The organism is Planococcus maitriensis (assembly GCF_003289925.1).
Classification (GTDB): domain Bacteria; phylum Bacillota; class Bacilli; order Bacillales_A; family Planococcaceae; genus Planococcus; species Planococcus maitriensis.
In genome coordinates this window covers 857721-884633 of the sequence record NZ_QLZQ01000001.1, presented here as the reverse complement: position 1 = coordinate 884633, position 26913 = coordinate 857721, and the positions used below count along the sequence as shown (strand labels likewise).

The 26913-nt window shown below is 50.3% G+C and carries 20 protein-coding genes; 4 read left to right on the top strand and 16 right to left on the bottom strand.

Annotated elements, in window-relative coordinates; all coding sequences use genetic code 11:
* Positions 1-43: 43 nt before the first annotated feature.
* The 7 genes from opp4C to DP119_RS04205 all read right to left on the bottom strand — a co-directional run bounded on the left by opp4C (position 44) and on the right by DP119_RS04205 (position 8344).
* On the bottom strand, positions 44-961 hold the full coding sequence (gene opp4C / locus DP119_RS04235; RefSeq protein WP_112231141.1) for an oligopeptide ABC transporter permease: 918 nt from the start codon (positions 959-961) through the stop codon (positions 44-46).
* Positions 962-976: 15 nt separating this feature from the next.
* A complete protein-coding gene (gene opp4B / locus DP119_RS04230) occupies positions 977-1942 on the bottom strand; it encodes an oligopeptide ABC transporter permease (RefSeq protein ID WP_112231139.1) in 966 nt (321 codons plus the stop codon).
* A 149-nt stretch (positions 1943-2091) separates the two neighbouring features.
* Positions 2092-3819 carry an oligopeptide ABC transporter substrate-binding protein gene (gene opp4A, locus DP119_RS04225; RefSeq protein WP_112231137.1) on the bottom strand — a complete coding sequence of 576 codons (1728 nt, stop codon included), beginning with the start codon at positions 3817-3819 and terminating at the stop codon, positions 2092-2094.
* A 30-nt stretch (positions 3820-3849) separates the two neighbouring features.
* Positions 3850-4860: an ABC transporter ATP-binding protein gene (locus DP119_RS04220; RefSeq protein WP_112231135.1), complete on the bottom strand. Its 1011-nt coding sequence runs from the start codon at positions 4858-4860 to the stop codon at positions 3850-3852.
* Positions 4857-5903: an ABC transporter ATP-binding protein gene (locus DP119_RS04215; protein WP_240616370.1), complete on the bottom strand. Its 1047-nt coding sequence runs from the start codon at positions 5901-5903 to the stop codon at positions 4857-4859. The genes DP119_RS04220 and DP119_RS04215 overlap by 4 nt, the downstream gene beginning before the upstream one ends.
* Before the next feature lie 245 nt (positions 5904-6148).
* The gene (fabF, locus tag DP119_RS04210; protein ID WP_112231133.1) at positions 6149-7384 is read right to left on the bottom strand and encodes a beta-ketoacyl-ACP synthase II; all 1236 of its coding nucleotides are present in this window, start codon (positions 7382-7384) and stop codon (positions 6149-6151) included.
* Between the two features lie 27 nt (positions 7385-7411).
* Positions 7412-8344: a beta-ketoacyl-ACP synthase III gene (locus DP119_RS04205; RefSeq protein ID WP_112231130.1), complete on the bottom strand. Its 933-nt coding sequence runs from the start codon at positions 8342-8344 to the stop codon at positions 7412-7414.
* Between the two features lie 190 nt (positions 8345-8534).
* Between DP119_RS04205 and DP119_RS04200 the strand changes: the two genes are divergently transcribed.
* Positions 8535-8717 carry a DUF2929 family protein gene (locus DP119_RS04200; protein WP_112231128.1) on the top strand — a complete coding sequence of 61 codons (183 nt, stop codon included), beginning with the start codon at positions 8535-8537 and terminating at the stop codon, positions 8715-8717.
* Between the two features lie 101 nt (positions 8718-8818).
* On the opposite strand, the gene DP119_RS04195 is transcribed toward DP119_RS04200, so the two are convergent.
* The 3 genes from DP119_RS04195 to DP119_RS04185 form a co-directional block, all read right to left on the bottom strand.
* Positions 8819-10954 carry an ATP-dependent Clp protease ATP-binding subunit gene (locus tag DP119_RS04195; protein ID WP_112231126.1) on the bottom strand — a complete coding sequence of 712 codons (2136 nt, stop codon included), beginning with the start codon at positions 10952-10954 and terminating at the stop codon, positions 8819-8821.
* Positions 10955-11134: 180 nt separating this feature from the next.
* A complete protein-coding gene (locus DP119_RS04190; RefSeq protein ID WP_058383381.1) occupies positions 11135-11443 on the bottom strand; it encodes a metal-sulfur cluster assembly factor in 309 nt (102 codons plus the stop codon).
* A gap of 68 nt (positions 11444-11511) precedes the next feature.
* Positions 11512-12279 carry a prolyl oligopeptidase family serine peptidase gene (locus DP119_RS04185; protein WP_112231123.1) on the bottom strand — a complete coding sequence of 256 codons (768 nt, stop codon included), beginning with the start codon at positions 12277-12279 and terminating at the stop codon, positions 11512-11514.
* Between the two features lie 136 nt (positions 12280-12415).
* Here DP119_RS04185 and DP119_RS04180 point away from each other — a divergent pair, with 136 nt between their 5' ends.
* The 3 genes from DP119_RS04180 to DP119_RS04170 are packed head-to-tail and all read left to right on the top strand — an operon-like array spanning position 12416 to position 15439.
* A complete protein-coding gene (locus DP119_RS04180; protein ID WP_112231121.1) occupies positions 12416-13228 on the top strand; it encodes a Cof-type HAD-IIB family hydrolase in 813 nt (270 codons plus the stop codon).
* 13 nt (positions 13229-13241) lie between these two features.
* Positions 13242-14093, top strand: a complete 852-nt coding sequence (locus DP119_RS04175) for a DegV family protein (RefSeq protein ID WP_112231119.1) — start codon at positions 13242-13244, stop codon at positions 14091-14093.
* Positions 14094-14107: 14 nt separating this feature from the next.
* Positions 14108-15439, top strand: coding sequence for a CoA-disulfide reductase (locus tag DP119_RS04170; protein ID WP_112231116.1), 1332 nt, complete (start codon positions 14108-14110; stop codon positions 15437-15439).
* Between the two features lie 84 nt (positions 15440-15523).
* Here the strand turns inward: DP119_RS04170 and DP119_RS04165 are convergent, their stop codons facing one another.
* From DP119_RS04165 to addB, 6 genes are all read right to left on the bottom strand, one after another.
* Positions 15524-16975, bottom strand: a complete 1452-nt coding sequence (locus DP119_RS04165; protein WP_240616369.1) for an alpha-amylase family glycosyl hydrolase — start codon at positions 16973-16975, stop codon at positions 15524-15526.
* A gap of 250 nt (positions 16976-17225) precedes the next feature.
* Complete coding sequence (locus tag DP119_RS04160) at positions 17226-17600, bottom strand: YisL family protein (protein ID WP_112231113.1); 375 nt, start codon at positions 17598-17600, stop codon at positions 17226-17228.
* Between the two features lie 68 nt (positions 17601-17668).
* A complete protein-coding gene (locus tag DP119_RS04155; protein WP_112231111.1) occupies positions 17669-18568 on the bottom strand; it encodes a fumarylacetoacetate hydrolase family protein in 900 nt (299 codons plus the stop codon).
* 43 nt (positions 18569-18611) lie between these two features.
* Positions 18612-19790, bottom strand: a complete 1179-nt coding sequence (locus tag DP119_RS04150) for a DUF418 domain-containing protein (protein WP_112231109.1) — start codon at positions 19788-19790, stop codon at positions 18612-18614.
* A gap of 10 nt (positions 19791-19800) precedes the next feature.
* Positions 19801-23403: a helicase-exonuclease AddAB subunit AddA gene (gene addA, locus DP119_RS04145; protein ID WP_112231107.1), complete on the bottom strand. Its 3603-nt coding sequence runs from the start codon at positions 23401-23403 to the stop codon at positions 19801-19803.
* The gene (gene addB / locus DP119_RS04140) at positions 23381-26857 is read right to left on the bottom strand and encodes a helicase-exonuclease AddAB subunit AddB (RefSeq protein ID WP_112231104.1); all 3477 of its coding nucleotides are present in this window, start codon (positions 26855-26857) and stop codon (positions 23381-23383) included. The genes addA and addB overlap by 23 nt, the downstream gene beginning before the upstream one ends.
* Positions 26858-26913: the final 56 nt, after the last annotated feature.

Genomic DNA, 26913 nt, shown 5'->3' with positions numbered 1-26913 from the left:
CGCGCTGCAAGCCACGCGTCCATCCTTTTTTGTTCTGTCATAATTATCGCAATGATTTTGGATTCAATGCATCCTTCAATCCTTCTCCGATAAAGTTAATAGACAAAATCGTTAAAGTAATGATGATGGCTGGAGGCATCCAAATCCATGGCTTGCCTTGCAAGACGTCAGGTTCGTTTGCGGATGACAGCATATTGCCCCAGCTTGGCGTTGCTTGCGGAACACCGAAGCCCAGATAGCTGAGGGCCGATTCGATAACGATCATCGTCGCAAAAATCAAGGTCCCTTGAACGATGATGGTCGAGATGACGTTCGGCAACAGGTGTTTCGTGATGACTTTGAACGGAGAACAGCCGATCGATAAAGCCGCCAGGATATACTCATTCTCTTTCTCCGCCAACACTTTACTGCGCACCAAGCGGGCGACACCGCCCCAGCTGAGCGCACCGATGACCATGATCAAGACCCATAATCCGTCCACGATACCATAAAGGATCGTGTTCAGGACGATGACGAAAACAAGGAACGGAAAATTCAGCACGAAATCCGTGAAGCGCATCAGGAGGCTGTCGATAAAGCCGCCGAAAAATCCGGCAAGTGCCCCGACTACTGTTCCTAAAGTAATGACGATAAGTGTTGCGCTAAAGCCGACCAATAGCGAGATCCGGCCCCCGTAGAACAAGCGCGTCAACACATCGCGCCCGCTTTTATCCGTCCCAAGAAGGTGTTCACCGTTCGGCTCGATGTTCATTGCGCCGATATTGACTTTTGAAATGTCCGGCAGCGGCGACAACAACGGTGCGATGAATGGTGCCGATAGCGACATTAAAGTCACCAGCATGATGAAAAAGGAGCTGATCATCGCCAGCTTATTGCGCACGAACTTCCTTCTCGCAATTTGCCAAGGAGACAAGCTTCTTTCCGGCTTCTTCTGTTGGGTGATGGTAGTTGATGATGCCATTTTACTGCTTCCTCCTCAATCCAGGCGAATTCGTGGATCCACGACGCCGTATAGAATATCTGCCAATAAATTACCGAATAACGTAAGGAACGATAAAAGCATGGTCAAGGCCATCAATGTCGGGTAGTCCCGGCTCGTAACGGATTCCAAAAACAGCTGGCCGATGCCAGGATATGTGAAAATCGTCTCCGTGATGATGGCTCCGCCGATCAATGCGGCAAAATCGAAGCCAAGGAAGGTGACCAAAGGAATAATCGAATTGCGCAGGATATGGACATTGTAGATTTTCTTTATCGGTGTTCCTTTCGCGCGTGCTGTCCTGACAAAATCCTTGCGGGAATTCTCGATGATGTCATTGCGCAAAAACTGCGTATAGCTCGCCGTGCTCATCGCCCCGAGGACAATTGCCGGCAGCAATACATGGTGCATGCGGCTGACATAGTATTCAAAGCTGCCCTCTTCCACCAAGATATCCACCGATCCTGCAAACGGGAACCAATTCAACTGGAATGCAAAAATGTAAATCGCAAAAACGGCAGCGACGAAAGATGGGATCGCCAGCATGACATAGTTGAAGCCGGCAATGGCGTTATCGCCCAAAGTGTATGGCCGCCTGCCTGAATACATGCCCATGATGAACGCCATGATATACGTGATGACGAGCGCTGTCACGCCCAATAACAAAGTATTCGGCACTTTTTCCATGATTAAATCGAAAACCGGTATTTGAAAGCGCGTGGATTTTCCGAAATCCCCTTGCATGAACCCGGTGATCCAGTTAAAATACTGCACCGGCAACGGGTCGTTATAGCCGAGCTTTTCACGCATTTCCGCTATGTATTCCGGGCTGGTATTAAGCGGGTCGATTTCCCCGCTGAGTGAATCGCCGGGCATCAGTTTAGCGAGGCTGAAGACCACGATGGAAATCAAGATCAGCATCGGAATCATTCCAAGCAATCGTCTAATCGAATATTTAAGCATAGGTACTCTCCTTGTCTGATAGGTTCTCGGCTGTGCTCTCGTGCACGGTAAGGATTGTTTTTTGAAACAGCCCTTACCGTGCATAAGAGCTTCATATAAAGGTTCAACGATGGGCGGGTTCGCCCATCGTTGAAGGTTTGTTGCTGATTTTATTCTGTCACGAACCATTCAGCAGGGCTGTTTTGACCGGATACGTCATATTCAACTCCACCGACACGCGTGTTCAATGCCTTAATTTCCTCTAGTTCCGCGATGTAGAGCATCGGGAGCTCTTCATTGACGATCTTCTGCCATTCTACATACAATTCTTTGCGTTTTTCCTGGTCAGTGCCGACGATTTCGATATCAAGTGCGTCGTCGAGCAATTGGTCCGCTTCTGGATTGTTGTAGCGCGGGTAATTCCAAAGCTGGTCTGCTTTCCATAGGCCGGATGGATCCGGGTCAGTTCCCGTGCCCCAGCCGCCGAAGAATGTTTCAATGGAAGCATCATCTTTTTCGACCATGTCGTAGTAAAGGTTCACTTCGACCATTTCCACTTCAGAACGCAATCCAACTTCTTCGAAATATTGCGCAATTTGTTGAGCGCGGGATTCGAAGGTCGGGTTACCTGTTGCATAATGGGAGAATTTTACGACAAACTCGTCGCCGTTCGGGTCTTCGCGGAATCCGTCATCGTTCGTATCGACGTATCCTGCTTCATCCAGCATTTGCTTCGATTTTTCAGGATCGTACTCGTATTGAATCAATTCGCTGTCATCAGCAGCGTTCCAGTGGGCAGACGGTACTGGCTTGTTGACAACATCAGCATAGCCGAAGAAAAATGCATCCACCCATTCCTGGCGGTTTAACGCATACATCATCGCCTGGCGGAGTTCTTTGCTTTGGTATTTCGGAAGTTCTTCTGTAATCGTTTGGGATTCGTTGTCGAACTTGCCGAGCTTGAATCCTACATAGTAATAAGTCAATCCAGGGTAAGTAACGATTTCAACATTTTCCAATGGCTCTACTTCAGGGCCGGATACCGGCTGAAGGGAGATCATATCGATATCATTGTTCTGCAACGCGCCGACAACAGAAGAGTTATCGATGACGCGCAGGACGATTTTGTCCAAGTTGACCTCACCGTTCCAGTACTCATCGAATTTCGAGAATTCGACTGACTCGCCAGGGACGATCTTGTCGACTTTGAATGGCCCGATTCCGATTGGAGTCGAACGCACCCACTCCGAAGCTGACATTTCGGCAACCGGTACATCGCCGAGGACGGATTCAGGCAGCGGATAAGCCCATAGGTTGGTCAAGTTGTTGACACGTGCTTCGTCGAAAGTGATGTTGATTTCATAATCGCTGACCACTTCGATTCCTGAGATGGAATCGGCATCGCCGCTGCGGTATGCTTCAGCGCCTTCGATCGTTTGCACGTTTGCGTAGCGGGGACCGTCATAGTCAGGGTCTGCGATCGTTTCAAGCGCAAATACCCAGTCGTTGACAGTCAATTCTTCACCGTTATGCCATTTCACGCCTTCTTCGAATTTGAAGTTGAAGACTTTATTGTCTTCGGTCTCCCAAGAAGCGACGTTCGGTTCCGGCTCCAAGTTTTCGTTATAGCTGATCAATGCTTCATCGAATAGATCGATGACTTCTGCATCCGTGGCGATGCCGTAAAATGCGGAAGAGAACAAACCTTCCGGTGGTGCATCAAGGCCGTACACGAGCGTTCCGCCTTTTTGCGGTTCGCCTTCTGCTGTTCCTTCAGAAGAACCATCGCCTTCTGAGCCAGACTCACTGGATGCATCATCGCTGCCGCCACATGCCGCAAGGAACGCGGATAGGATGAGCACAAGCGCGAAGAGCCAAAGCAAGGATTTTTTCTTCATCTCTTTTCCCCCTAAAAAAATTTTTTTGATTTAATACAAATGGCACGCAACTTGATGGCCAGGCCTTACTTCTGCCAGCGCTGGTTTCTCTTGCGAGCAGATTTCCATCGCCACCGGGCAGCGCGTATGGAACGGGCATCCGGCAGGCGGGTTTTGCGGGCTTGGCACATCCCCCTTCAAGACAATCCGCTCTTTCCGCTTCAATGGATTCGGTTCCGGTATCGCGGATATGAGCGCTTGCGTGTAGGGGTGAAGCGGCTCTTTGTATAAATCTTTATTTGAAGCAAGCTCTACGAGGTTGCCCAAATACATCACGCCGATTTGATCGCTCATATGCTTTACGACACTCAAGTCATGTGCAATGAAGAGATAGGTCAGATCGAATTCGATTTGCAGTTCTTTCAACAAGTTCAACACCTGCGATTGCACGGACACATCGAGCGCAGATACCGGTTCATCCGCTACAATCAGCTTCGGGTGCAGTGCCAGCGCCCGGGCGATTCCGATGCGCTGTCTTTGGCCGCCTGAAAATTCATGGGCGTATTTATAATAAGCCTCTTCAGGCAAGCCAACTCGTTTCAGGAGTGTTTTGATTTCCAGCTCCAGCTCTTTTTTATTGCGCTTTTCATAATTCAGGATCGGCTCGGCGATGATATCGCCTACCATCTGCGTCGGGTTCAGCGACGCGTATGGGTCTTGGAATACCATCTGGAAATCGCGCCGTGCCTTCTGCAATTTGGATCCAGATAATCGGGTGATGTCTTTCCCTTCAAAGAGGATTTCGCCTCCCGTCGGTTTCATCAACCTCAAGATGGTCCGTCCGGCAGTGGATTTGCCGCAGCCCGATTCACCGACCAAACCAAGCGTTTCGCCTTTTCTTATGGAGAATGATACATCGTCCACGGCCTTGACATTGCCGATGGTCCGCTTGAAAAATCCACCGGTTACCGGATAGTATTTTTTCAGGTTGCGGATTTCAAGGAGGTTTTCCCGTTTATCTAAATAATCGATGCGGTCCTGGATGAAATCTCTCGTGATCATAATGCGGCGACTCCTTCTCTTTCTCTTTTTCCGTCCGTAGGCCAGCTTTCTTCATATAATAAGCACGCAGCTTCATGCCGGCCAGCCACTTCCGCAAGCTGCGGTGTCACAGTCAGGCATTCAGGCATCGCCTTTGGGCAGCGGTTCGCAAAGCGGCACCCTACTGGCGGCATATTGACGACCGACGGTACCAAGCCTTCAATCGTTGCAAGTTCTTCTACATCTTCGTCCATTTTTGGAATCGCTTTCATTAATAATTCTGTGTACGGGTGCTTTGGCCCCCGGAACAAGTCTTCGACAAGTGCACGCTCCACGATTTTGCCGGCATACATGACCAGCACTTCGTCGCAGATTTCCGCCACGACACCTAAATCATGTGTAATGAGGATGATTGACATATCGTTCGCTTCCTGAATGCCTTTCATCAACTCGAGGATTTGCGCTTGTACCGTGACATCCAATGCGGTCGTCGGCTCATCGGCGATCAATAGTTTCGGCTGGCAGGCAATGGCCATCGCGATCATGACCCGCTGGCGCATCCCTCCGGACAATTGGTGCGGATACTCCGTGACGATTTGTTCGGCACGCGGAATTCCCACTTGCTTCAAAAGTGCGACAGAGCGAAGCCTGGCTTCTTTTTTCGTGAGATTTTCGTGGTTTAAGATCACTTCTTCTATTTGATAGCCGATGGTGAAAACCGGATTGAGCGAAGTCATCGGTTCCTGGAAAATCATCGAGATGTCTTTTCCGCGGATGCTGTTCATCTGCTTGTCTGAAAATACGGAGATGTCTTGCCCTTCGAACTCAATTTCGCCGCCCCGGATCTTGCCGATGCCGTCCGGCAACAACTGCATGATGGATAATGACATGACACTTTTGCCACAGCCCGATTCCCCCACGACCCCGACGATTTGCTTAGGCCGGACATCGAAACTGACTCCCTCGACCGCATTATAATATTCACCGTCTATTTTGAACCCTGTCTGAAGGTTCTTGACCCGCAAGAGCGGTGTAGTCTCTTTAGATCCATACATAGCTGCCATGAAAACACCTCAAAATTCTTTTTTTTCTGTCAATTCTAACTAGTTTTAAGCATATTACAAAAGTATTACGTGCGCAATATAATTTTTGTATTTTAAGCAATGATTACCAAAATAGATAATCATTGTTCCCTTTCGTTCCTTATTGCTCTTAGGTTTCACTGCTTATTCACGCACTGTATATTTTTTATCATTATAAGAAATGGATAATAAAAAAAGCCCCCGTCGCCGGGGGCCTTCAAGATTTCCTAAACTTTTTTCAATACGAGTGAAGCGTTATGTCCGCCGAAGCCAAGTGAATTGCTCATGGCATAAGAGAAGTCAGCAGTTCTTGCTTCGTTCGCCACGTAATCCAAATCCAATTCTTCATCCGGCGTTTCGTAATTGATCGTCGGCGGCATGACGCCTTCTTTCAAAGCCAAGGCCGTGAAGATGGCTTCAATTCCGCCTGCAGCACCGAGCAGATGCCCTGTCATCGATTTCGTCGAGCTCATGCCAAGTTTGTAGGCATGGTCGCCGAACACGGTTTTGACTGCCATCGTCTCGAACAAATCGTTATACGGAGTGCTCGTCCCATGGGCATTGATATAGCCGACATCGGTCTTTTCGACGCCTGCATCTTCAAGGGCTTGCTGCATGGCACGCGCAGCCCCTTCGCCGCCAGGAGCTGGGGCAGTAATATGGTGGGCATCGCCAGTCGAACCGTATCCAACAAGTTCTGCGTAAATTTTTGCGCCGCGTGCTTTTGCGTGTTCATATTCTTCCAGGATGACAATCCCGGCGCCTTCACCGATCACAAAGCCATCACGGTTTTTATCGAATGGGCGTGATGCGGTGGATGCATCTTCATTTGTCGTCAATGCGGTGTTCGCCGTAAACCCAGCGACAGACAAGCGGGTGATCGGAGCTTCTGCGCCTCCTGAAATCATCACATCGGCATCCCCGCGCTGGATGACTTTAAAGGCATCGCCGATTGAGTTCGTGCCTGATGCACAAGCTGTTACCGAACAGGAATTGATCGCTTTCGCGCCGAAATGGATCGACACCTGTCCAGACGCCATGTCCGGGATGATCATCGGCACGAAGAACGGGCTGATGCGGCGGACACCGCGTGAGTTCAAGACATCCATCTGGTTTTCGATCGTTTCCATCCCGCCGATTCCCGAGCCGATCCAGACACCTGTGCGGAGAGCGGTCTTTTCATCCAGCTCGAGCGCTGCATCTTTCATCGCCATGATGGAAGACGCGAGTGCATAATGGGTGAAGCGGTCCATCTTGCGCGCTTCTTTGCGTTCGATATAATCTTCAATTGAAAAGTCCTTCAGCTCAGCAGCGACTTTTGCAGGGTATTGATCCGCATCGATACGCGTCAACGGGCCGACGCCCGAACGCCCTGCCTTCACCGCTTCCCACGTAGATTCTACGCTATTTCCAAGCGGTGTTACGGCACCGATACCTGTAATGACTACACGACGATTTTCCATTTCTTTTACTTCCTTTCGCATATCCGATTATTTCCCCCACTTCATAGCAATTGCGCCCCATGTCAATCCGCCTCCGAAGCCGACCATGACGACGACATCATCATCTTTGATGCGGCCTTCTTCTAGATCTTCCACAAGGGAAATCGGAATTGACGCAGCTGAAGTGTTTCCGTACTTTTGTATGGTCTTCGACATTTTCTCAACCGGCAAATCAAGACGTGCCCGGGAAGATTCCATGATCCGGATATTCGCCTGATGCGGTATGAGGAAATCGACATCCTCTTTATCCAATCCTGCTTTTTCGATGACATTGATGGCGGATTCGCCCATTTGGCGCACCGCGAATTTGAACACTTCACGGCCATTCATCACCAAATGCTTGTCTTGGTATAGGTGTTCACCGCCTGATCCGTCTGCACCGAGTTCGAACGACAGGATCCCGCGTCCTTCCGACACTTTGCCAATCACCGCAGCTCCGGCTCCATCACCGAATAGGACAGCGGTATTGCGGTCTTCCCAATTGGTGATTTTCGACAGTTTCTCAACACCAACTACTAGGACGTAGCGATACGTATCCGATTCGATAAACTGTTTAGCTGTGATGACGCCGTACATGAATCCTGCGCATGCTGCTGAGATATCCATAGCGGCTGCATTCACTGCGCCGATCTGCTGCTGGATATCGCACGAGACAGAAGGAAACGGACGGTCTGGCGTAACTGTCGCAACCAGGATCAACCCGATGTCTGCTGGATCGATGCCGGCATCCTTAATCGCGCTTTGCGCCGCGACCCGTGCCATATCGGATGTATCTTGTTCATCGTTTGCGATCCGGCGCTCTTCGATCCCGGTCATGGTCCGAATCCACTCATCCGAAGTATCCATGCGCTGCTCCAAATCAAAGTTGGTCAATTTGTCTTCCGGCAGGCATCTGCCGGTACCGATGATTCCAGCATTCATATCTATGTCCCTCATTTCGATTAACATCAATTATTAGTACCTGGTGTTAATGATACGCCCTTTTCTTGATGATTTCAAGTTGCCGCCATATTTCCGACAAAAACTTTTCAAACGCGCGAAACTTTCTTTCTGAAAAGCTTTCCTTATGCTATGATAAAACTAGTTATTCTATATATAGAGGTGAAAATAGATGCAATATATCGGAACACTTTTCTGGTCTGTCCTTATTATTTCCATGTTGAATTATGTCGTAAGTGCCGTGCAAAACGTGCCATTCAATTTCATGATGGGTATCTTCATGGCAGTGGTAGTCACTGTATTGGTCATCGTGATGGATGCCATCATCCCGAAAGAAGCAGCAAAAGAGTATTAATGACGATAAAAACGGAAGCCTCAGTGGCTTCCGTTTTTTATTTGGCTGTATCTGAAGGATTGCATAGAAAAAAGCCGCATTCCAATGAAATGCGGCTTTCCTTATACAGTGATCATCAATTGTTTATTGGCGTCCATCGATACTTTCAATGTCGAACCCGGAGTGATCTCTCCCTTGATCAATTCCTTGGCGATGCGCGTCTCGATTTCACGCTGGATAAAGCGTTTCAGCGGGCGAGCCCCGAAGACCGGGTCTGTACCCGCTTCTATGATGTAATCGATGACCGAATCATCGACTTCCAAGGAAATTTGCTGTTGTTTCATGCGAGCGGCCAGTTCGCCGATCATTTTCTTGGCAATGCCATAGAAATGCTTATTGGACAAGGCATGGAAAATGACGATATCGTCAATGCGGTTCAACAGCTCCGGCCGGAAATGCTTGCGCAATTCCATCATGACGATGTCTTCCGTATCGTGCTCGCTGCTACTTGCGCTTATGTGCTGGGAGCCGATATTCGATGTCATGATGACGACTGTATTGGAGAAGTTCACGAGCCGCCCTTGGCTGTCGGTGATGCGCCCGTCGTCCAGGATCTGCAAAAGGATATTGGCAACATCCGGATGGGCTTTCTCGATTTCATCGAGCAGCACCACGGAGTATGGATTGCGGCGGACCGCTTCTGTCAATTGGCCGCCTTCCTCGTAGCCGATATATCCAGGAGGCGCCCCGACCAGGCGTGAGACGCTGTGCTTTTCCATATACTCGGACATGTCGATGCGGATGAAATGGTCTTCCGAATCGAATAAATTCGCTGCCAGCGATTTGGCAAGCTCCGTTTTACCGACACCGGTCGGCCCAAGGAAAATGAACGACCCGATCGGCTTTTGTTCATCCTTGATACCGGCCCGTGCACGCCACACCGCTTCTGTCACGAGTTCGACGGCTCGGTCCTGGCCGATCACGCGTTCTTTCAGTGTATCCCCTAGGCGCAATAGCTTTTCGCGTTCGCCTTCGACCAATTTCGTAACCGGGATGCCCGTCCAGCGGGCGACAATGCCGGCAATTTCTTCTTCGGTCACTTCTTCGCGAAGCAAACGTTCCCCGCCGTCCCCTGCAAGTTCGGCTTCCATGGCGCCCAGTTCTTTTTCAAGTTCTGGAATTTTGCCATGGCGCAGCATCGCGGCGGTATTCAAATCATATTTGTTTTCCGCATCTTCCAGCTGGCGGCGGTATTGATCCAATTGCTCGCGCTTTTCCTGGATTTTCTGAAGCGATTGCTTCTCTTCGTTCCACTGCTGCTGCATGCCTTCAGAAGAAGACTTCAGCTCTTCAATCTCTTCGCGCAGCGCAGCGAGGCGTGTTTTGCTCGCCTCGTCCTTCTCTTTTCGCAGTGCCTGCTCTTCGATCTCGAGCTGCATAAGGCGCCGCGTCACTTCGTCGAGCTCCTGCGGCATGGAATCGATTTCCGTCCGGATCATCGCACATGCTTCATCGATCAAATCGATGGCCTTGTCCGGCAAGAAACGCTCCGTGATGTACCGGTCCGACATCGTAGCGGCTGCAACGATCGCCCGGTCATGGATGCGCACGCCATGATGCAACTCGAAACGCTCTTTCAATCCACGTAGGATCGATACTGCATCTTCCACAGAAGGCTCACGGACCATCACTTGCTGGAATCGCCGCTCAAGTGCAGCATCTTTCTCGATGTGCATGCGGTATTCATCGAGTGTGGTAGCCCCGATGCAATAAAGTTCACCGCGCGCAAGCATCGGCTTGAGCATATTTCCTGCGTCCATGGCGCCTTCCGTTTTTCCGGCGCCGACGATGGTGTGGATCTCGTCGATAAACAGGATGATCTGCCCTTCACTGTCTTTCACTTGCTTCAATACGCTTTTCAGCCGTTCCTCGAATTCCCCCCGATATTTTGCGCCCGCAATCAGCGCACTCATATCGAGTTCATAGATTATGCGGTCTTTCAATCCTTCCGGCACATCGTTGCGGACGATGCGCTGTGCCAGCCCTTCGACGATTGCCGTTTTACCGACGCCCGGTTCACCGATCAATACCGGATTATTCTTTGTCTTTCTGGAAAGGATCCGGATGACATTGCGGATTTCCTGGTCGCGCCCGATGACCGGATCCATCTTTCCGGACTGTGCTTGTTCAACCAAATTACGGCCGAATTGCTTCAATGGCGATTTTTGTTCTTCGTTTGGATTTTGGAATTGAACCAATCAAATCACGCTCCTCTGATTAATTTGACCATCTTTGACTAATTAGATTATATGATTGATCGGCTCCTTTTGCAACGGAAATGCTCATCAAAAAAAGCCGCCGGAAATAAATTCCCTGCGGCTTTTTTGCATGCTTTCACTTGCGCCATCACGCAATGAAAAAGCTTCTTGTTGGTTCTTTTATCGAACGCCGAGCGCCATTTTGGCATAGCGCGACATATGGTCTTTGCTCCAGACAGGCTGCCAGACGATTTTTACATCGACTTCTTCAACTTCCGGCAATTCGTATAAGGATGTCTTAACCATCTGCACGATTTGTGGCCCCATCGGGCACCCCATGGAAGTGAGTGTCATAGTGACAACACAAAAACCATCTTCGGATAATTCCACATCATAGACAAGGCCCAAATTGACAATATCAACACCTAGTTCCGGGTCGATGACATTTTCCAATGCGCCTAATAGGTAATCTTTTGTTTCTTGATCCATTCGGAATCCCTCCTTTTCCTGTTAGTGCTTATCTTACCAAACATTACAGTGAAATGAAATCGACTTGCTTATTCCTTTAAACGATCGGCAATCCAACTAGTCGCAGACAGCATCCCTTTGCGGCTGACCGCATGCGCAGCTTCTGTTTCTTTCATGAAGGCCAAACGTTCGGGGTGGTCGGCGTAATCCTGCTGCAATGCATGGAATAGCCGGTTGGTCGGTTCAAAAGGAACAGTCGGGTCTTTCACTCCATGCCAGAAAAAGACTGGGCGCCCGCCAAAAGCTTCACGGTTCAAGCTGATATCGAAACGGGACAGAGCCTGAAGCATGCCTTCGCGTTCTTCGTCCGTAAGCGGCAAGTCGAAACCGCGCGACTCGTACTGGCGCATTTGCGCTTTTGCGAGCTCTACGTAATTGCCGGAACCCATCATGACGGCTGCCGCCTCGATCCACGGATGGGCCGTCAATGCACCGAGCGTCGTGATGCCCCCCATGGATGTGCCGCCTACAGCCGGTTCTCCGCTTATCAATTGGCGTTTATGCAATTCTTCATGCAAAAATCCAAGTTCCTCGATCGATGTCAAAACGACTTCCCAAAAGCGCAGGCTAATCTGGACTTCGTCAAGCGACTGGTCCCGCTCCCCGTGAAGCAGCGCATCCGGCAAAATGACCCGGATCCCTTTTTTCGCCCATTGCCAGGCGTAATGCAAATTATGTTCCTTTGCACTCGTATGCCCATGCAAAAAAATAACAGTCGGCAACGGGCCGCCTTCATGGCCTTCGGGTGTTATATGTAAAATCGGGATATGCCCCCATATTTCGTTTACTACTTTCATGCATTTCACTCCTCACTCTAAATCCTACCAATTTTTCTCTATTCCCGCAAATTCCGGCATCGCCGTCAGGTTTTTTTGACGGATAGCCTCTGTTATCGCTAAACTGAAGATAGATAGAAGGGAGCCGGATTTTTATATGAAACAACATCTAATCGTACTCGACTTGGACGGAACATTGTTGACCGACCAAAAAGTCATTTCACCAAAAACCAAATCAATATTGAATAAAGCGCGTGAAGCGGGACATCAAGTCATGATCGCTACAGGACGGCCATACCGGGCAAGTGAAATCTATTACCGGGAACTTGGCCTCAACACGCCGATTGTCAATTTCAACGGGGCCTTTGTCCACCATCCGAAAGATGACCGTTGGGGGCTGCACCATACCCCGATCGGATTGGATGTCGTACACGAAGTCGTCGAGTCGATGCACAGTTTCGACTTCCATAATATCGTCGCGGAAGTGCTGGATGATGTCTATGTCCACCATCACGACGAAAAATTGATGGACATCTTCAGTTTTGGCGATCCGAGCATCACGACGGGGGATTTGCGCAATTATTTAAAGACCGATCCCACTTCGATGCTGATCCACGCACCTTACGAGAAAGTCCACGCCATCCATGACCACCTGTCGGAAGTGCATGCCGAAGTCATAGACCATCGCCGTTGGGGCGCCCCGTGGCACGTTATCGAAATCGTCCGCTCGGGCATGAACAAAGCAGTCGGCATCGACCGCGTATCGAAATCACTGGACATCTCGAAAGACCGCATCATCGCATTCGGCGATGAAGACAATGATCTTGAAATGCTCGATTTCGCAGGTGTCGGCGTTGCTATGGGAAATGCCATCGAGCCACTGAAAAACATCGCCAACGAAATCACATTAAACAATAATGAGGACGGCATCGCCGAATTGCTGATGGACCGTTTGAAACTGAAACTCTAAAGGAGGAAGTCCCATGAGATTATTTGCAGATAGCGCATCTGATTTACCAAAAGAATTTTTTGAGCAGGAACAGGTCGTCCTGTTCCCTTTGCGCGTCCATATCGAAGACGCGGAGTACGAAGATATCCGGTCCATCGATTCCATGAAAGTCTATGATGCCATCCGCTCGGGCGTCTATCCGAAGACTTCCCAAGCCTCTCCGGAAGAAATGCTGAAGGCGTTCGAGCAATTGGCAAAAGACGGGGAACAAGGATTCTACATCGCCTTTTCCTCTGAATTGTCCGGCACCTATTCGACAGCCGTCATGGTGGCAGATCAGGTCCGCGAAGAGTACCCGGATTTGAACTTGACGATCGTGGATTCAAAAGCGGCCTCGCTCGGCTATGGGCTCCTTGTCAAAGAAGCTGTGAACTTGCGCAATGCCGGTGAAGAGTTGGACAGCATCATCCCGAAAGTCCAAGCCAAGGCCGATCAACTCCAAAGCCTATTTACAGTCGAAGATTTGGATTATATGGCAAAAGGTGGCCGCATTTCAAAAGGAAGCGCATTCGTCGGCGGCTTGTTGAATATCAAACCGTTGCTTCATGTCGAGGACGGCAAACTGGTGCCGATCGAAAAATTGCGCGGGCGCAAAAAAGTCATCAAGCGGATGGTCGAGCTGATGAAAGAGCGCGGAAGTAATTTGGACCAGCAAGTGATGGCCATCAGCCATGCGGATGACCTTGAATTCGCTACGGCATTGAAAAACGAAATCGAAACTGCCTATCATCCGAAAGAGATCGAAATCCATATGGTCGGTTCGGTAATCGGTGCCCATACAGGGCCCGGCACGCTTGCTTTGTTCTTCTTTAATAAAACCGATTGAGGAGTGGACTGTTGATGAAAAAAGTGATCATAGTCGGCGGGGTAGGCGGCGGCGCAACCGCTGCAGGCCAGCTGCGGTTCTACGATAAGGAAATGGATATTACGGTGTATGACCGTGATTCGACGATGTCTTATGCCGCGTGCGGAACCCCATATGTGATCGGGGAAGTCATCGAGGATGAAACATCGATCCTGATGGCCGACCCGGAACAATTCCGGCAAAAGAAAAACATCGATGTCCGGCTCGAGCACGAGGTCGTGGAAATTCTTCGATCCGAGAAAAAAGTGCGTGTCCGCAACTTGAAGACCGGCGGCGAATTTAACGATTCGTATGATGCCTTGATTTTGTCTCCAGGCGGCAGCGCCATCATGCCGGAAATAGAAGGCACAGAAAAGGGCAATGTATTTACACTGCGCAGTTATGGTGATATGCAAGCCATACATGACTATATACAAAACCAAAAGCCTGCTCATGCCACAATTTCGGGTGCGGGATTCATCGGGCTCGAAATGGCGGAGAATCTTAAGCATCTTGGATTGGAAGTTGATATCGTCCATAAATCGAGTGCCATTCTATCGATTCTGGACGAGGACTTGTCACAGCTCCTGCATGCTGAACTGGAGAAAAACGGCGTCCGCATCCATACTGAAACCGTCATTGAAAAAATCGATGAACGAAACGTCCGCCTATCCACTGGAACGAGCCTGGATACCGATTTCGTCATCATGAGCATCGGATTGAAACCGAACACCGTACTTGCCGAGAATGCCGGCCTCAGCATCGGCGAAACCGGCGGCATCCGGACCAATGAATTCATGCAGACCAATGATGAATCGATCTATGCCATCGGGGATGCTTCAGAGAACTTCGATTTCATCACAGGAGACCCCAAACGTGTCCCGCTCGCAGTTCCTGCGCATCGTCAGGCATTCCTTGCCGCTCAGCATATTACCGGCAATCCAATCCCAAAAAAAGGCCTTCTCGGAACTTCCATCTTAAAGGTTTTTGAATTGGATGCAGCGATGACGGGCTTGACTGAAACGGCGATCAAAGAAAAAGGGCTGACTGCGAAAACAGTGATCCACTCAGGAAATTCAAATGCCGGCTATTACCCGGATCATGAAAAACTGACATTGAAAGTCCATTATAACCCTGAGACAAGACAGATTCTGGGGGCACAATGCGTCGGCGGCAAAGGTGTCGACAAGCGCATCGATGTGATTGCGACTGCCATTTATGGAGGGTTGGCTGTCGATGACTTGCAAGCACTCGAATTGTGCTATGCTCCCCCGTTCTCTTCACCGAAAGATCCTGTCAATATGGCCGGCTACAAAGCGATCGGCTGATTTTCACTGAAAGCACCTGGAAACAGGTGCTTTTTTCATGCAAAAAAAGCTGCGGACAGGAATCGCCTGTTCGCAGCCTTTTGATCAATTATTCTTTTTTGCCGCTTCATCAGCTTTCCGCTGCTTGCCTTTTTTCCAGACAATCCATAAGAAGCCCATGAATATTAAGTACATCAGCCCTAGAGTGACGATATAAGCTGTATTCAAGCCTCTTTTTTCCGTAATATGATAAGTTTCCACCAGTTCGCGGTCCAGAGTGAGACGGTACTGCCCGTCTTCATCCGGGCGGACGATATCGCTTTCGAACAGTCCTCGAAGTTCCATTCCTTCGCCGATGACATCCGGCGCCAAACTCAAGCTTTTTGTTTCAGAAGAGTTGTTGATGGCAATAATCCATGCCTCTTCTTCACTCGAACGTTTATAGACCATCCAGCCCTCTTCTTCGTGAAGCAACTCCAATTCGCCCGTACGCAATGCTTCAGATGAATTGCGCAATGAGTTCAGGTTGGTGATGTAGTCAATCAATTCCTTTTCGACCGCCATGTCCAGAATCTGATGCGATTCCGGCAATTCTTCACCATTCATTGCAGTTTCGGAACCGTATTGGACGACCGGAATGCCCGGCATCGTCAATAATTGCGCAAAGAGCATACGCCAGCGGGTCGGCGGATAGCCTCTCGACTCGACGATGTCAGCTGTGAATCGGGACCCATCGAGCGAATCGACGCGGATCAATCGCCCTTCTGTTTGCTGCATCAATTCAGGGATTCCCTCCAAAGATTGGTCGAAATTACGATAGCTGTCGCGGAGTGCCTGTTCTACACCTTCCTGCACGACTGCATCAAATCCAGGCTGACTCTCCATCTCCGCATCTGCCAATACATAAAAACCTTCTTGCTGTTTCATCGCAGCTGAGAAATTCTCGACGAATGCCGGGTCCAGTTCTTCTGAATCCTGCAGGCGGACTCCGTCTATCCCGTATGTATCACGGAAATCGCCGAACATTTGGGTCAAGGCTTGCTGCACTTCTTCATTGCTTGTATCCAAAGAAAGTGTCTGGTCGCCGTTTTCAATGAACCAGCCAGGATTTTCCTCAGCCCATATATGTTCCGCACTCACTTCTTGCGTCGGCAGATCGACGATGACTTTCATGTCGCCTTCATGCACTTCATCGATGAGCGACTGGAATTCTTCCGCCGTTCCGAAATGGCGCTCCAATTGGCTGTAATCCAGCACTTGCCGCCCATCATAGCTGGCGGTCTGGAAAACAGGGCCGATCGACAGCACGGTGAAGCCCATATCCCGGACATGCGCAATTTCACTTTCCATTCCCGAGAAATCACCGCCGCTGAAAGCCCCTGGATCTGTGGCGTCCACTTCGTAATCGTTCTGGATCTGTTTATTGAAATAGCGGTCTACGAGCACATCGTAGATGCTTTCGTCTTCGATTGTGCGGGTCTCTTCAGCCGCCACACTGGCTGTTGACGGCAATAATAATGCTGCTGCCAACGCCAAAATCATAGTTTTTCTCTTCAAGTCCGTACTCCTCCTTCAATGAGGCCAAGATGATGCTCACCCGGTCTATTTTATCAAACTCGCCTGTTTGCCGCTATGTCGGATTCATGAAAGCGCGGCTGTTTATGACTAGTTTCGTCCAAACTGTGAAATCGCCAAGATGGACGGTCCCAATTCCCCTGTTTTGATGGCAACCTAAAAAAGCTGCGCGTTCCCCGTCAGTAAGAACCGACAAAGAACGCACAGCTTTCAATTGGATAGAACGGCCATCTTATGCCAGGAAGTTAAATCCGATCGGCAATTTGAAGCCGAGGAATAAAGTCACGAGCAAGAATACAGCAAACAAGGCCCAGAATATTGTTACCGGCTTTTGTTTCTTGCCGCGCACGAGCACCATTTCCATCATGCCGATGGTCAATAGCCCGAACAGGAATTTCAATCCATAAAGCATGGCATCGTAGGACGAATGCTCGATGAACAATGTCAGCCCGGTAATGATGATCAAAACATAGATCAATCTCGTGATCATGTGGACGATTTTACGCCCCTTGCTGTCGCGGTGCATAAATGCAGCCACGAGGAAAAGCACGATGCCCACTACCCATGTTGTAATGTGTAGATGTGTTGTATCAGTTAAAAATCCCAAAAGCTCACCTCATTTAATATAGTCCCCTCAAGTTTACCACATGCAGGACAATTGGAAGTGATTGTTCCTTATGACAAATGTGTGACGAGTGTGCCGATCGACTGGATCGACACTTTGATCGTATCGCCCGCTTTCAAGAACTTCGGCGGATTGAATCCTTTGCCGACGCCTGCAGGGGTACCCGTCAAAATGACATCGCCCGGTTCGAGCGCTACGGAATTGGAGATTTCCGCGATCAGCTCGTCGACTGGGCGGATCATGTTTTCCGTGTTGCCGTTCTGGCGGACTTCGTCATTCACTTTGGTGACAATCGACAGGTTCTCTGATTGCGGAATCTCGTCCTTGGTGACGAGATAAGGCCCCATTGGGCAAGATCCCGGCAAGCTTTTGCCCAAGAAATACTGCTGATGCTTTTCCTGAAGGTCACGAGCCGTCAAATCAAGCGCGATAGTATATCCGAACACATGATCGTAAGCCATCTGTTTCGGGATCTTATGCCCCGCTTTCCCGATCACGACAGCCAGTTCGCCTTCATAATCGTATGACTCAGTCACATCCGCATGGACAGAGACGGTTTCTTCATCGGCCGCCACCGTATTCGGCGCTTTCGTGAAGACCACCATGTCGACTGGCGCCTGGCTGCCCATTTCCTGTGCATGGTCGGCATAGTTCTTGCCGATGCACATGAAGTTTTTCGGTGGTCTTGGGACAGGTGCCTGCCATTCGATTTCCGAAAAAGAGTGTTTGAATTGCTCAGGGGTTTCCGATTGGACAGCCGCCTCCGTCAATTTGCGGATCTGTTCCACAAACTCCATCCCTTGCGCCACTCCATCAATCAGCTTTTCCGGAAACTCCGGCAAGACTTTCAGCTGCTCCTGGATTGCGAGGACATCCCACACGGCTTCTTCTTTTTTTACCTTTGGTCCAAAACGTTCTTCTCCTTGAAAGCGAAACGATAGAAGTTTCATTCGTCAAACACTCCTTTTCTATGATTGCATTCATTATACACATTCAGCGTTTTGAATTGTTGCTTTTTTCAAAATTATTTCCGTATGTCCAGCGGCGCCAGATCATTTCGATCGGCCCCCGGTTGAATTTACTGAACCACAGTTCGGCAAAGATCAATTGGATAACGAATATACCGACAGCGATCAAGGTGCCGGTCAACAGATCCACTTGGCCATATAAGCCCAGGCCGAAGGAATAGAAAATGCTGGTTGCGATGACCGATTGCGTGATATAGACCGTCATCGACATCCTGCCCGCTTTGACCAGTGGCGATAGGGCTTTCACGAAGTTCAGGTTCAGTGACAACAAAGCGATGATTGCTGCATAGCCGATCGCCACAAGCGGCCCGCCAAACATCTCCTGGACATATTGATAAGCGTAATTCTTATCAAAAAGATAAGGCATCGATTTCAGCAGCAACCCGGCCGCAAGCGAACTGGCGGCAAGCACGAGCCATGTCTTTTTCTTGACGGCAGCTTGTTCAATCATCCGCCATTTCGCCGCTGCCGCCCCGATCATCATGAGCGGCAGGATCGTGACTGCCAGAATGATGAAGCTGAATGGATTATTGACATAATACCAATCGGTCAACCGCCGGCTGAAAATCTCAGCGAACGTGCCTGATTGATAAGCAGCCACGGATTGTTCAGCTTCCTGGTATCCGATGTAGATGTTCGGGTCAACCATGACCGCCAGAAACATGATGACAGTAAACATCAGGTGCGGGAGCATGTAAAGCAATACACCAAGGCCGAGAAGCCAGCCCGGCGGAAGCCGGAGCATCCCGATCAATAATAAGCCCATGAGCGCATAAGTGATCAAAATGTCCCCATACCAGATTAGAAAAGCATGGATAATGCCGAACGCCAGCAAGACTAATAAGCGTTTGACGGCAATCGGCATAAATGGCTGGCCGTAATCCTCTGCGCGCAGAAACTGCATCATCAGCCCATAGCCGAACAGCATCGAGAATAAAGGATAGAAACTTGCCTGGACGAAAATATCCAAGCCGGTGAAAATGGTCTGATCCATATTTCCGCTGAACCATTTATACGGATCGATATAAGATAAGGGCGTGTGGAAGGCCAGCATATTGATGAGCAGGATCCCGAATAACGAAAATCCTCTCATCAAATCGATGGCATCCACCCGTTCGCGTAAAGAGATCGGCTGTAATTTCAAAATAATCCTCCTAGACTTCCACTTCTTCATTTGAAGAGAACAAATACAAGACACGCTGTGTGATCGGAATGCGCAAAATCGCTTCCACGGCTTCTTGGTAAACCGATAATTGGATGGAGTAGCGTTCTTTCATCACCGATTGGACATTGCCCATCCCGCGCGTCCGGTCGGTTTTATAATCGAGCAGGATCCACTCCCCGTTCTCCTTGAACAGGCAATCGACGATTCCTTGGACGATCTGGTGGTCGCCGTCTTCGTCAGCCCGTGCATAAGTAAAAGGGACTTCCCGCCTGACGTCCTCTGCGTCCATCAAGCGCTGTGCGATGGGGCTATGGAAAAATGCTTCGATTTGTTCGGCCCTGACGGCCTGCGCTTCTTCCTTCGTAAGAATTTCACGACCTGCCAGCTCATCGAGAAACTGGCGGATCTCTTCTGCATCCAAGCGCCGCTCAAGCGGCAGATGCTGCATGACGGTATGGACTGCCGTACCGACATCCGCAGCCGAGAGTTTTCGGTCCATCAGGAAATCAGGGCGATGCGGCGCCTTTTTTTGTGCTTTCGGCTGGTAATTCTGGATGAACGATTCAGGCTCGTCCGCACGCTGCAATAACTGCAACCTCTTCATTTCCGTCACCGATTGCTTGGAGCGTTTTTCGACTGCCGCCTGGTGGGGATAAACAAAATCGAATCGGCTGCGAATCAATCCTGCATCTTCTTCCGCTTCCGGCCGGTCTTGTTGCGCTTCAAGCAAAGGCTGAGGCGCTTCCAAGGAAAGGGTCTCGACAATGTCAATGTGGAATCTTGAATGATGTTCGAGCACTTCACCGCCCGCATGGAGCGCTGCGGCATCGGGATGCCTGGAAACGGCAGGGCCGATCCAATCCAGATAGGATTTTGCACGCGATCGTTTAAAATCAGGCAACAGAACGTCGCCTGATGCGGTCTTCCACTTTTCCAACAACCGGTCGATGTCTTTTACCGAGGCGGTCAAATAGAGCTTTTCTTTTGCACGCGTCATGGCTACATACAACACACGCATTTCTTCTGCCTTCGCCTGCAATTGCTTCATCTCTTTAACGGCGAGATAAGGCAGCGATGTATATTCGATTCGCGTATCCGGATTGACGGCCTTGACTGCAAGCCCGTATTGCTGATCGAATAAATACGGTTTATGGAAGTCCATTTCGTTGAATGGCCTTCCGGTTCCCGCAAAAAAGACGACAGGAAACTCCAGGCCTTTCGACTTGTGGACGGTCATGAGCCGTACGACATTTTCCTTTTCGCTCAATGATTTTGCTGTCCCAAGATCATCCCCGCGCTCCCGCATGCGGTCAATAAAGCGCAGGAACCGGAACAAGCCTCGGAAAGCGGTTTTTTCGTATTCGAGTGCACGGTCGTGAAGCGCACGCAGATTCGCTTGGCGTTGCTTGCCATTCGACATGGCACCCGCCATTTCATAATAATTCGTATCGATGTAAACTCGCCAGATCAATTCAGACAGTGAGCCCCGGCGCGCCAAATCCCGCCATTTTTTCAAGTAATTCGTAAAACGGCCGAGTTTTACACGCGTCGTCTCATCCATTGAACCGATGCGGATGAACGCTTTCAGCGCATCATAAAATGTGCCTTTGGTGTCTGCGAGGCGGATTGCCGCCAATTCATTTTCCTGGAGGCCGAAAAACGGTGCGCGCAAAACGGCGGCAAGCGGAATATCCTGATACGGATTATCAATGACGCGTAATGTATTGAGCATGATCATCACCTCGAGGGCATCGAAATAACCGCCGCTCAACTCCGCGTACATGGGGATTCCAGCCATTTTGAACTCATCGGAAAAGTCACCCGACCAAGTCATCGAACGCATCAATATGACAATATCCCGGTATTCCAAGGGGCGTTCTTTTCCGCTCCACGGATCGTGCACGAGCGTCCCTGAATCCATCATATGGCGGATTTTTTGTGCAATCCAGCGTGCTTCCCACTGTGACTTGTCCATATCCGCAGCCGTTTCTTCATCTTCGGTTTCCGGTTCGTGGATGAGCGTCAGATGAATCGGCACATCCTCTTCGGGGTACGGCGCTTTTGGCTTCAAAGCCGCATCTTCATCGTAGCTGATTTCACCGACGCGCTCGCCCATGATTTGCGAAAAGATGTAATTGGTGCCATCGAGCACTTCTTTACGGCTCCTGAAATTGGCGTTCAAATCGATTCGCAGGCCCGTCCCGCCAGCTTCCCGGCTAAAGCGGGAATACTTGCCGAGGAACAGCATCGGCTCCGCTAAACGGAAGCGGTAAATGGACTGTTTGACATCTCCCACCATGAACAAATTGCCGTCCTGTTCATCCCCTGATTTCACAAGGCCTAGGATCGTTTCCTGCAGCATATTCGTATCCTGGTATTCATCGACCAATACTTCCTTGAATCGCATGCGATAGTCCTGTGCAATCGCAGAAGGCTTCCCGCCATCACTCAGGATTTCCAGTGCATAATGTTCCAGATCCGAGAAATCCACCAGGCCGCGGTCGATTTTAAGGGCTTTATAATCTTCAGCAAAGCGTTTCGTCAAATCGACCAAAGTCTGCATGAGCGGCGCCATTTCCCGCATCTCCTCAAGCAAACGCTCTGGCGCCCGCGTGAAATACCCGTCTTTTACGTCATTGAAGAGTTTTTTCGCTTCATTTCTCCGTGCTTTCGCTTCTTCCGCCAGCTGCGGGTCACAGGAGTCTTTTTTTACGGATGCCAGACGCTCCCATTTGATGTTCCGGGCATATGCATGGAGCGACGCCCAGGATTCATCCAATGCATCGAGTGCAGCGCGGATCAGCGTGGCATCCATCCGGAAATTGTCTTCCAGTACGGCAGGGCCGTCCGGACGGGTGGCCAAATCCCAACCTTCATCAAGCAAATCAAGCGCCGCCTCGAAACTATGGCGGATCGTCATTTTCAGATCTTCCATGAACGGCAGATTGTCGATCGTTGCGTGTTCCGGCACATCGTATAGTGTCGGCAATTGCTCAAGCCACGCTTCCGGTTCCGGGTGCACACGCGAATAATCATATAGTTTGCCCAACAGGATCTCCATTGCCTGATCGCTGCGGTCAGAAGTGAAACTGTCCGCGAGCCTGTAGACCTTCTCACGCTCTTCGCCTTCATATGCGGATTCGAGCACCGCTTCCATGACATCATCACGAAGCAAGGCTGCTTCCGTATCTCCCGCGATGCGGAATCCTGGATCGATTTCCAGCAGATAAGCGTATTGTTTCACGACCTGCAGGCAAAACGAATGCAGGGTGGAAATTTGTGCTTTGTTGATCAGCCGCAGCTGCTTTTTCAAATGAGCGGATTCGGGTTGTGCCGCAACCGCTTTTTCCAGAGCGGCAGACATGCGGTGGCGCATTTCAGCCGCCGAGGCGTTCGTGAAGGTCACGACCAATAGCTCATCGACTGATATCGGGTCCTGTTCGTCGAGCACTTTTTCGATCATCCGGTTGATCAGGACAGCCGTTTTCCCGGAACCTGCCGCAGCCGATACGAGCATATCCTGCCCCTTTGCCCATATCGCCTGCCATTGTTCGTCGGTCCACGTTGCATCATTCGGTTTTTCCGGTATCATCAGCGCTCAACTCCTTGCGTATTTTCTCCACTGCCTGGTCGGGGCTCAATACCGGCAATTTCCGGTAGCTTTGTTCCGGGTCACTCGGGTCGAATTGGCACACCGCGCGGAAATTGCAGAATTGGCAAGGCGTGTCATCTTTCAACCGGTATGGCGATACCTCCGTATTGCCATCGAGAATGCCGTTGCCAGCCCCTTGATGTTTTTTCCGGACAAATTTGCGGATCGTCTCCATATCGTCTTTTTCGACTGTCTTCGATGAGCCCTTCGAGACCGAGCCGTTTTTGTTGAGCCGCACTGGGATGACATTCGAATACCCGTCGATCTGGGCGTCCATCGCCTGTATGACTTCCGGGTCTTCCACAACCAACCCGTTCATCTTGAATGACTTCGCAAGTTCTTCTTCCAGTTCTTCGGCAGTTAATAATTTTGTCATTTTCAACATCGGGTTGTGCATATGGAAATAAAGCACCCCTGCCGGTTCCGCCTGCTCCCCAAGCCAGCGCTTCGAATGGGTCAGCGCCACATCCAAATAAGTAAAGGTTTGAAGGGCCAGCCCGTGGTAGACTTCGCCCAAATCCAGGCCTTGCTTGGAGGATTTATAATCGACGACCCGCAAATACGGCTTGCCGCCGATATCGGTCGAATCGATGCGGTCGATGCGGCCCCTGACATTCATCTTGCGCCCGCGCTCGAGCGGAATGTCGAGCGGCGGAATCGCTTCTTTCGTCCCGAAGCCCACTTCAAGCGCGACCGGTACGAAGCCTGATACTTGGGCATGCTTGCTCAACATGAAAGCCGTCTGGCGGATGATGCCTTCAAGTTTGTACTGGATATACCGGTAGCGATGCGAACTCAACAGGATCTGGTTGACGAAATAAGGCGATAATTGTTCGATCGCCCGTTTCGCGAGATCCGCACATTGTTCTTTGCTCAGCGATGACCAGGAAACGCCGAGTTGCATTACTTCATCGGAAATCCATTTGATTGCGGCATGGAATAAATCCCCCATCGCCGGTGCCGCCAAACGGTATTGGCTGCGCTCTTCGAGTTTCAAGCCATATGCGGCATAATGGGCAAATTGGCAGCTGTGATACGTCTCGATGCGGGATACGCTGGAGGCGATCGGGGCACCGTAAAGCGATTCAGCGATCCCTTCCGATAACTTCTCTGCTTTTGCATGGCTCAAGGGCTTGAAAATCTGGTCGATAATCGACGACCATAACGGGTCTTCCCGGTAGTAATCGAGGACGGCCTGCCAGTGCCCGGCCAGTTCCCCGGCCCTGATTTGTGAAGCCAGATGCGACAGTGTCGCACGCGGATGGCTAATGTATTCCAATGCATCCGGCTCATGAAGCTCTTCCGGGCCGATCGCAGCCAATTTCGGCTCAAGTTGGAGCAGGTCGGCAATTTTCCTGATATATAAAGAAGGCAATAAGGCTTTTCCTTCTTCGTCCGCAATGGGATAGGACACGCTCAACCGATCGGAAGCGGAAGAGAATGACCGATATGCCATATAGGTTTCATCCATCAAACGCATGCGGGAACTCGGCGCGAGTTCGATACCGATCTTTTGGAACCACTCCCGCTCTACATCCGTCAAGAGCCCTTCGTGTTCGATGCGCTGTGGCAAGACGCCGTCATTCGCGCCGATGATGAAGACCGAACGGATATCCATCAAACGCGCAAGATCCATTTTCGCTACAGTCACCTGGTCGAGCGACGGCGGGATGCGGGAAAACTCCAAGGTTTCAAAGCCTTCATCGAGAATCCGCGCTGCGCTTTGGAGATCCAATTCCTTGTCCCCGAACATCAGGACAAATTGGTCGAGCACACCGATCCATTGATTCCATGCCTGCTCGTGTTCCGTCGCGGCAAGCAATTGATGTTCGGCTTCTTCGCGGTCTTTCAGCAGCTGTATTTTCGAATAGACATCGAGCTCTTCGATAAACTGAAACAGCGCAGCGGCAAAGTCGCGGCCGGTGACGCAATCGCCAAGGCGTGTTTTCAGTCGCTCAAGCGGGTCGCGCACCACATCCCGAACGGTTTGCAATTCCATCTGGAGCGCCAATTCTTCATCTGTCTGGATGCCCGAATGGAATTCGAGACCGCGGTATTTTTTATAGATCCAGCGCTTATCATCAAACCAGCGATCGCCATAGATGCCATTGGCAAGGACGAAATTCTCCAGCTGGTCGCCCCGCTCCCGCCATTTGGCGATATTGCCTTCAGGGAAGAACAAATCCGTCTTCAAGGCCCGGAAGACCGGTTCATAGGCATAATTGCCGATAACGGCTTCAAGCGCAGAACGGCTGAACTCGATCAACGGATGATGCAGCATCGATTTTTTCTGGCTGATAAAATAAGGGATCTCGTATTGCGGGAAGATCGTGTTGATCAATTCGTCGTAGACTTCGGGCTGTCGGTACAGCACTGCTATATCGTTATAGCGGCAGCCCGCCATCACCTGCTGGCGGATCGACCGTGCAAGCTCATGGATCTCAGCTCGCCGGTTCGATGCTTCGACCAATTCGACCGCCCCTCGCCCTTGGATGGAAGGGGCAGGGAAGGTCTCGATATAGCGCTCGACATGCCTAAGTTCTTCATTCATGAAACGTTTTGGCTCTTGCAGGTATACTTCCGGTTCGAGCCCGATCCCTTCCGATGCGGCCAGTTCCATTAAACGGCTTGCCGTGACAGCGGATTGGTAGAATAAAGACTGTTCGTCCTCTGTACTGCTCGTATCATCCATCGGCAAGACGATCGTCACCGATTTGGCATGCTTCAGCAATTCTTCGATGATCTGGAACTCACGCGCTGTAAAGCTGACGAAACCGTCGATATAAATAGCCGACTGCTTGATCGTTTCCGAATGGCGGATTTTCTCGCTCAATAAGCCAAGATGCCCCTCGGAATCCACAAACACCTTGCCAAGCCTGCGGTCGATTTCCAGCAGGATGAGCTCTAAATCCGCTGCCTTGTCCCGCAGTGTCCTCGGGGCTCCGGCTGTTTCCAGGGATGAGCGGATGGTGCCGAGTTCATCGCAATCGATGCAATAGCGCGAAAACTCTTTGATCAATTGCTCGATTTGGTCAGTGAACCCCCGTTTTCCTGCAGCTCTCCTGAATAAGTTAAATTCGTCCTTATGTTCCTCGAGCAGGCTGCGGATCAGCATGCGGTAGCCGAATGTATCGATTTCCTTGCGGCTGATCCCGCCGACTTCCTGCAAGACGCGCCAAGCGAGCCTCTTGAAAGTGACAGCCTGCGCACGGATCATGCCGTTCATGCCGTATGCTGCCGACAATCGATACTCAGTGGAAAATGACATCTGGTCCGGCACGATAAGAAAGATCGGGTCACCGTCCGCCTGGTCTTTTAAACTTGCGGCAATTTCTTCCTGGACAAAACGGGTTTTGCCGGTGCCGGCACGCCCGTAGACAATTCGCAAAGACATATAACGCACCCCTTCCAAATAAGAACATCTGTTCCTATTATACAATAAATAATCGA

Coding starts and splice junctions, on each gene's coding strand:
- opp4C (WP_112231141.1), bottom strand. CDS start 961: ATGGCATCATCAACTACCATCACCCAACAGAAGAAGCCGGAAAGAAGC.
- opp4A (WP_112231137.1), bottom strand. CDS start 3,819: ATGAAGAAAAAATCCTTGCTTTGGCTCTTCGCGCTTGTGCTCATCCTA.
- fabF (WP_112231133.1), bottom strand. CDS start 7,384: ATGGAAAATCGTCGTGTAGTCATTACAGGTATCGGTGCCGTAACACCG.
- DP119_RS04220 (WP_112231135.1), bottom strand. CDS start 4,860: ATGATCACGAGAGATTTCATCCAGGACCGCATCGATTATTTAGATAAA.
- DP119_RS04155 (WP_112231111.1), bottom strand. CDS start 18,568: ATGAAACTTCTATCGTTTCGCTTTCAAGGAGAAGAACGTTTTGGACCA.
- DP119_RS04200 (WP_112231128.1), top strand. CDS start 8,535: ATGCAATATATCGGAACACTTTTCTGGTCTGTCCTTATTATTTCCATG.
- DP119_RS04215 (WP_240616370.1), bottom strand. CDS start 5,903: ATGGCAGCTATGTATGGATCTAAAGAGACTACACCGCTCTTGCGGGTC.
- DP119_RS04175 (WP_112231119.1), top strand. CDS start 13,242: ATGAGATTATTTGCAGATAGCGCATCTGATTTACCAAAAGAATTTTTT.
- addB (WP_112231104.1), bottom strand. CDS start 26,857: ATGTCTTTGCGAATTGTCTACGGGCGTGCCGGCACCGGCAAAACCCGT.
- DP119_RS04180 (WP_112231121.1), top strand. CDS start 12,416: ATGAAACAACATCTAATCGTACTCGACTTGGACGGAACATTGTTGACC.
- DP119_RS04190 (WP_058383381.1), bottom strand. CDS start 11,443: ATGGATCAAGAAACAAAAGATTACCTATTAGGCGCATTGGAAAATGTC.
- DP119_RS04185 (WP_112231123.1), bottom strand. CDS start 12,279: ATGAAAGTAGTAAACGAAATATGGGGGCATATCCCGATTTTACATATA.
- opp4B (WP_112231139.1), bottom strand. CDS start 1,942: ATGCTTAAATATTCGATTAGACGATTGCTTGGAATGATTCCGATGCTG.
- DP119_RS04205 (WP_112231130.1), bottom strand. CDS start 8,344: ATGAATGCTGGAATCATCGGTACCGGCAGATGCCTGCCGGAAGACAAA.
- addA (WP_112231107.1), bottom strand. CDS start 23,403: ATGATACCGGAAAAACCGAATGATGCAACGTGGACCGACGAACAATGG.
- DP119_RS04170 (WP_112231116.1), top strand. CDS start 14,108: ATGAAAAAAGTGATCATAGTCGGCGGGGTAGGCGGCGGCGCAACCGCT.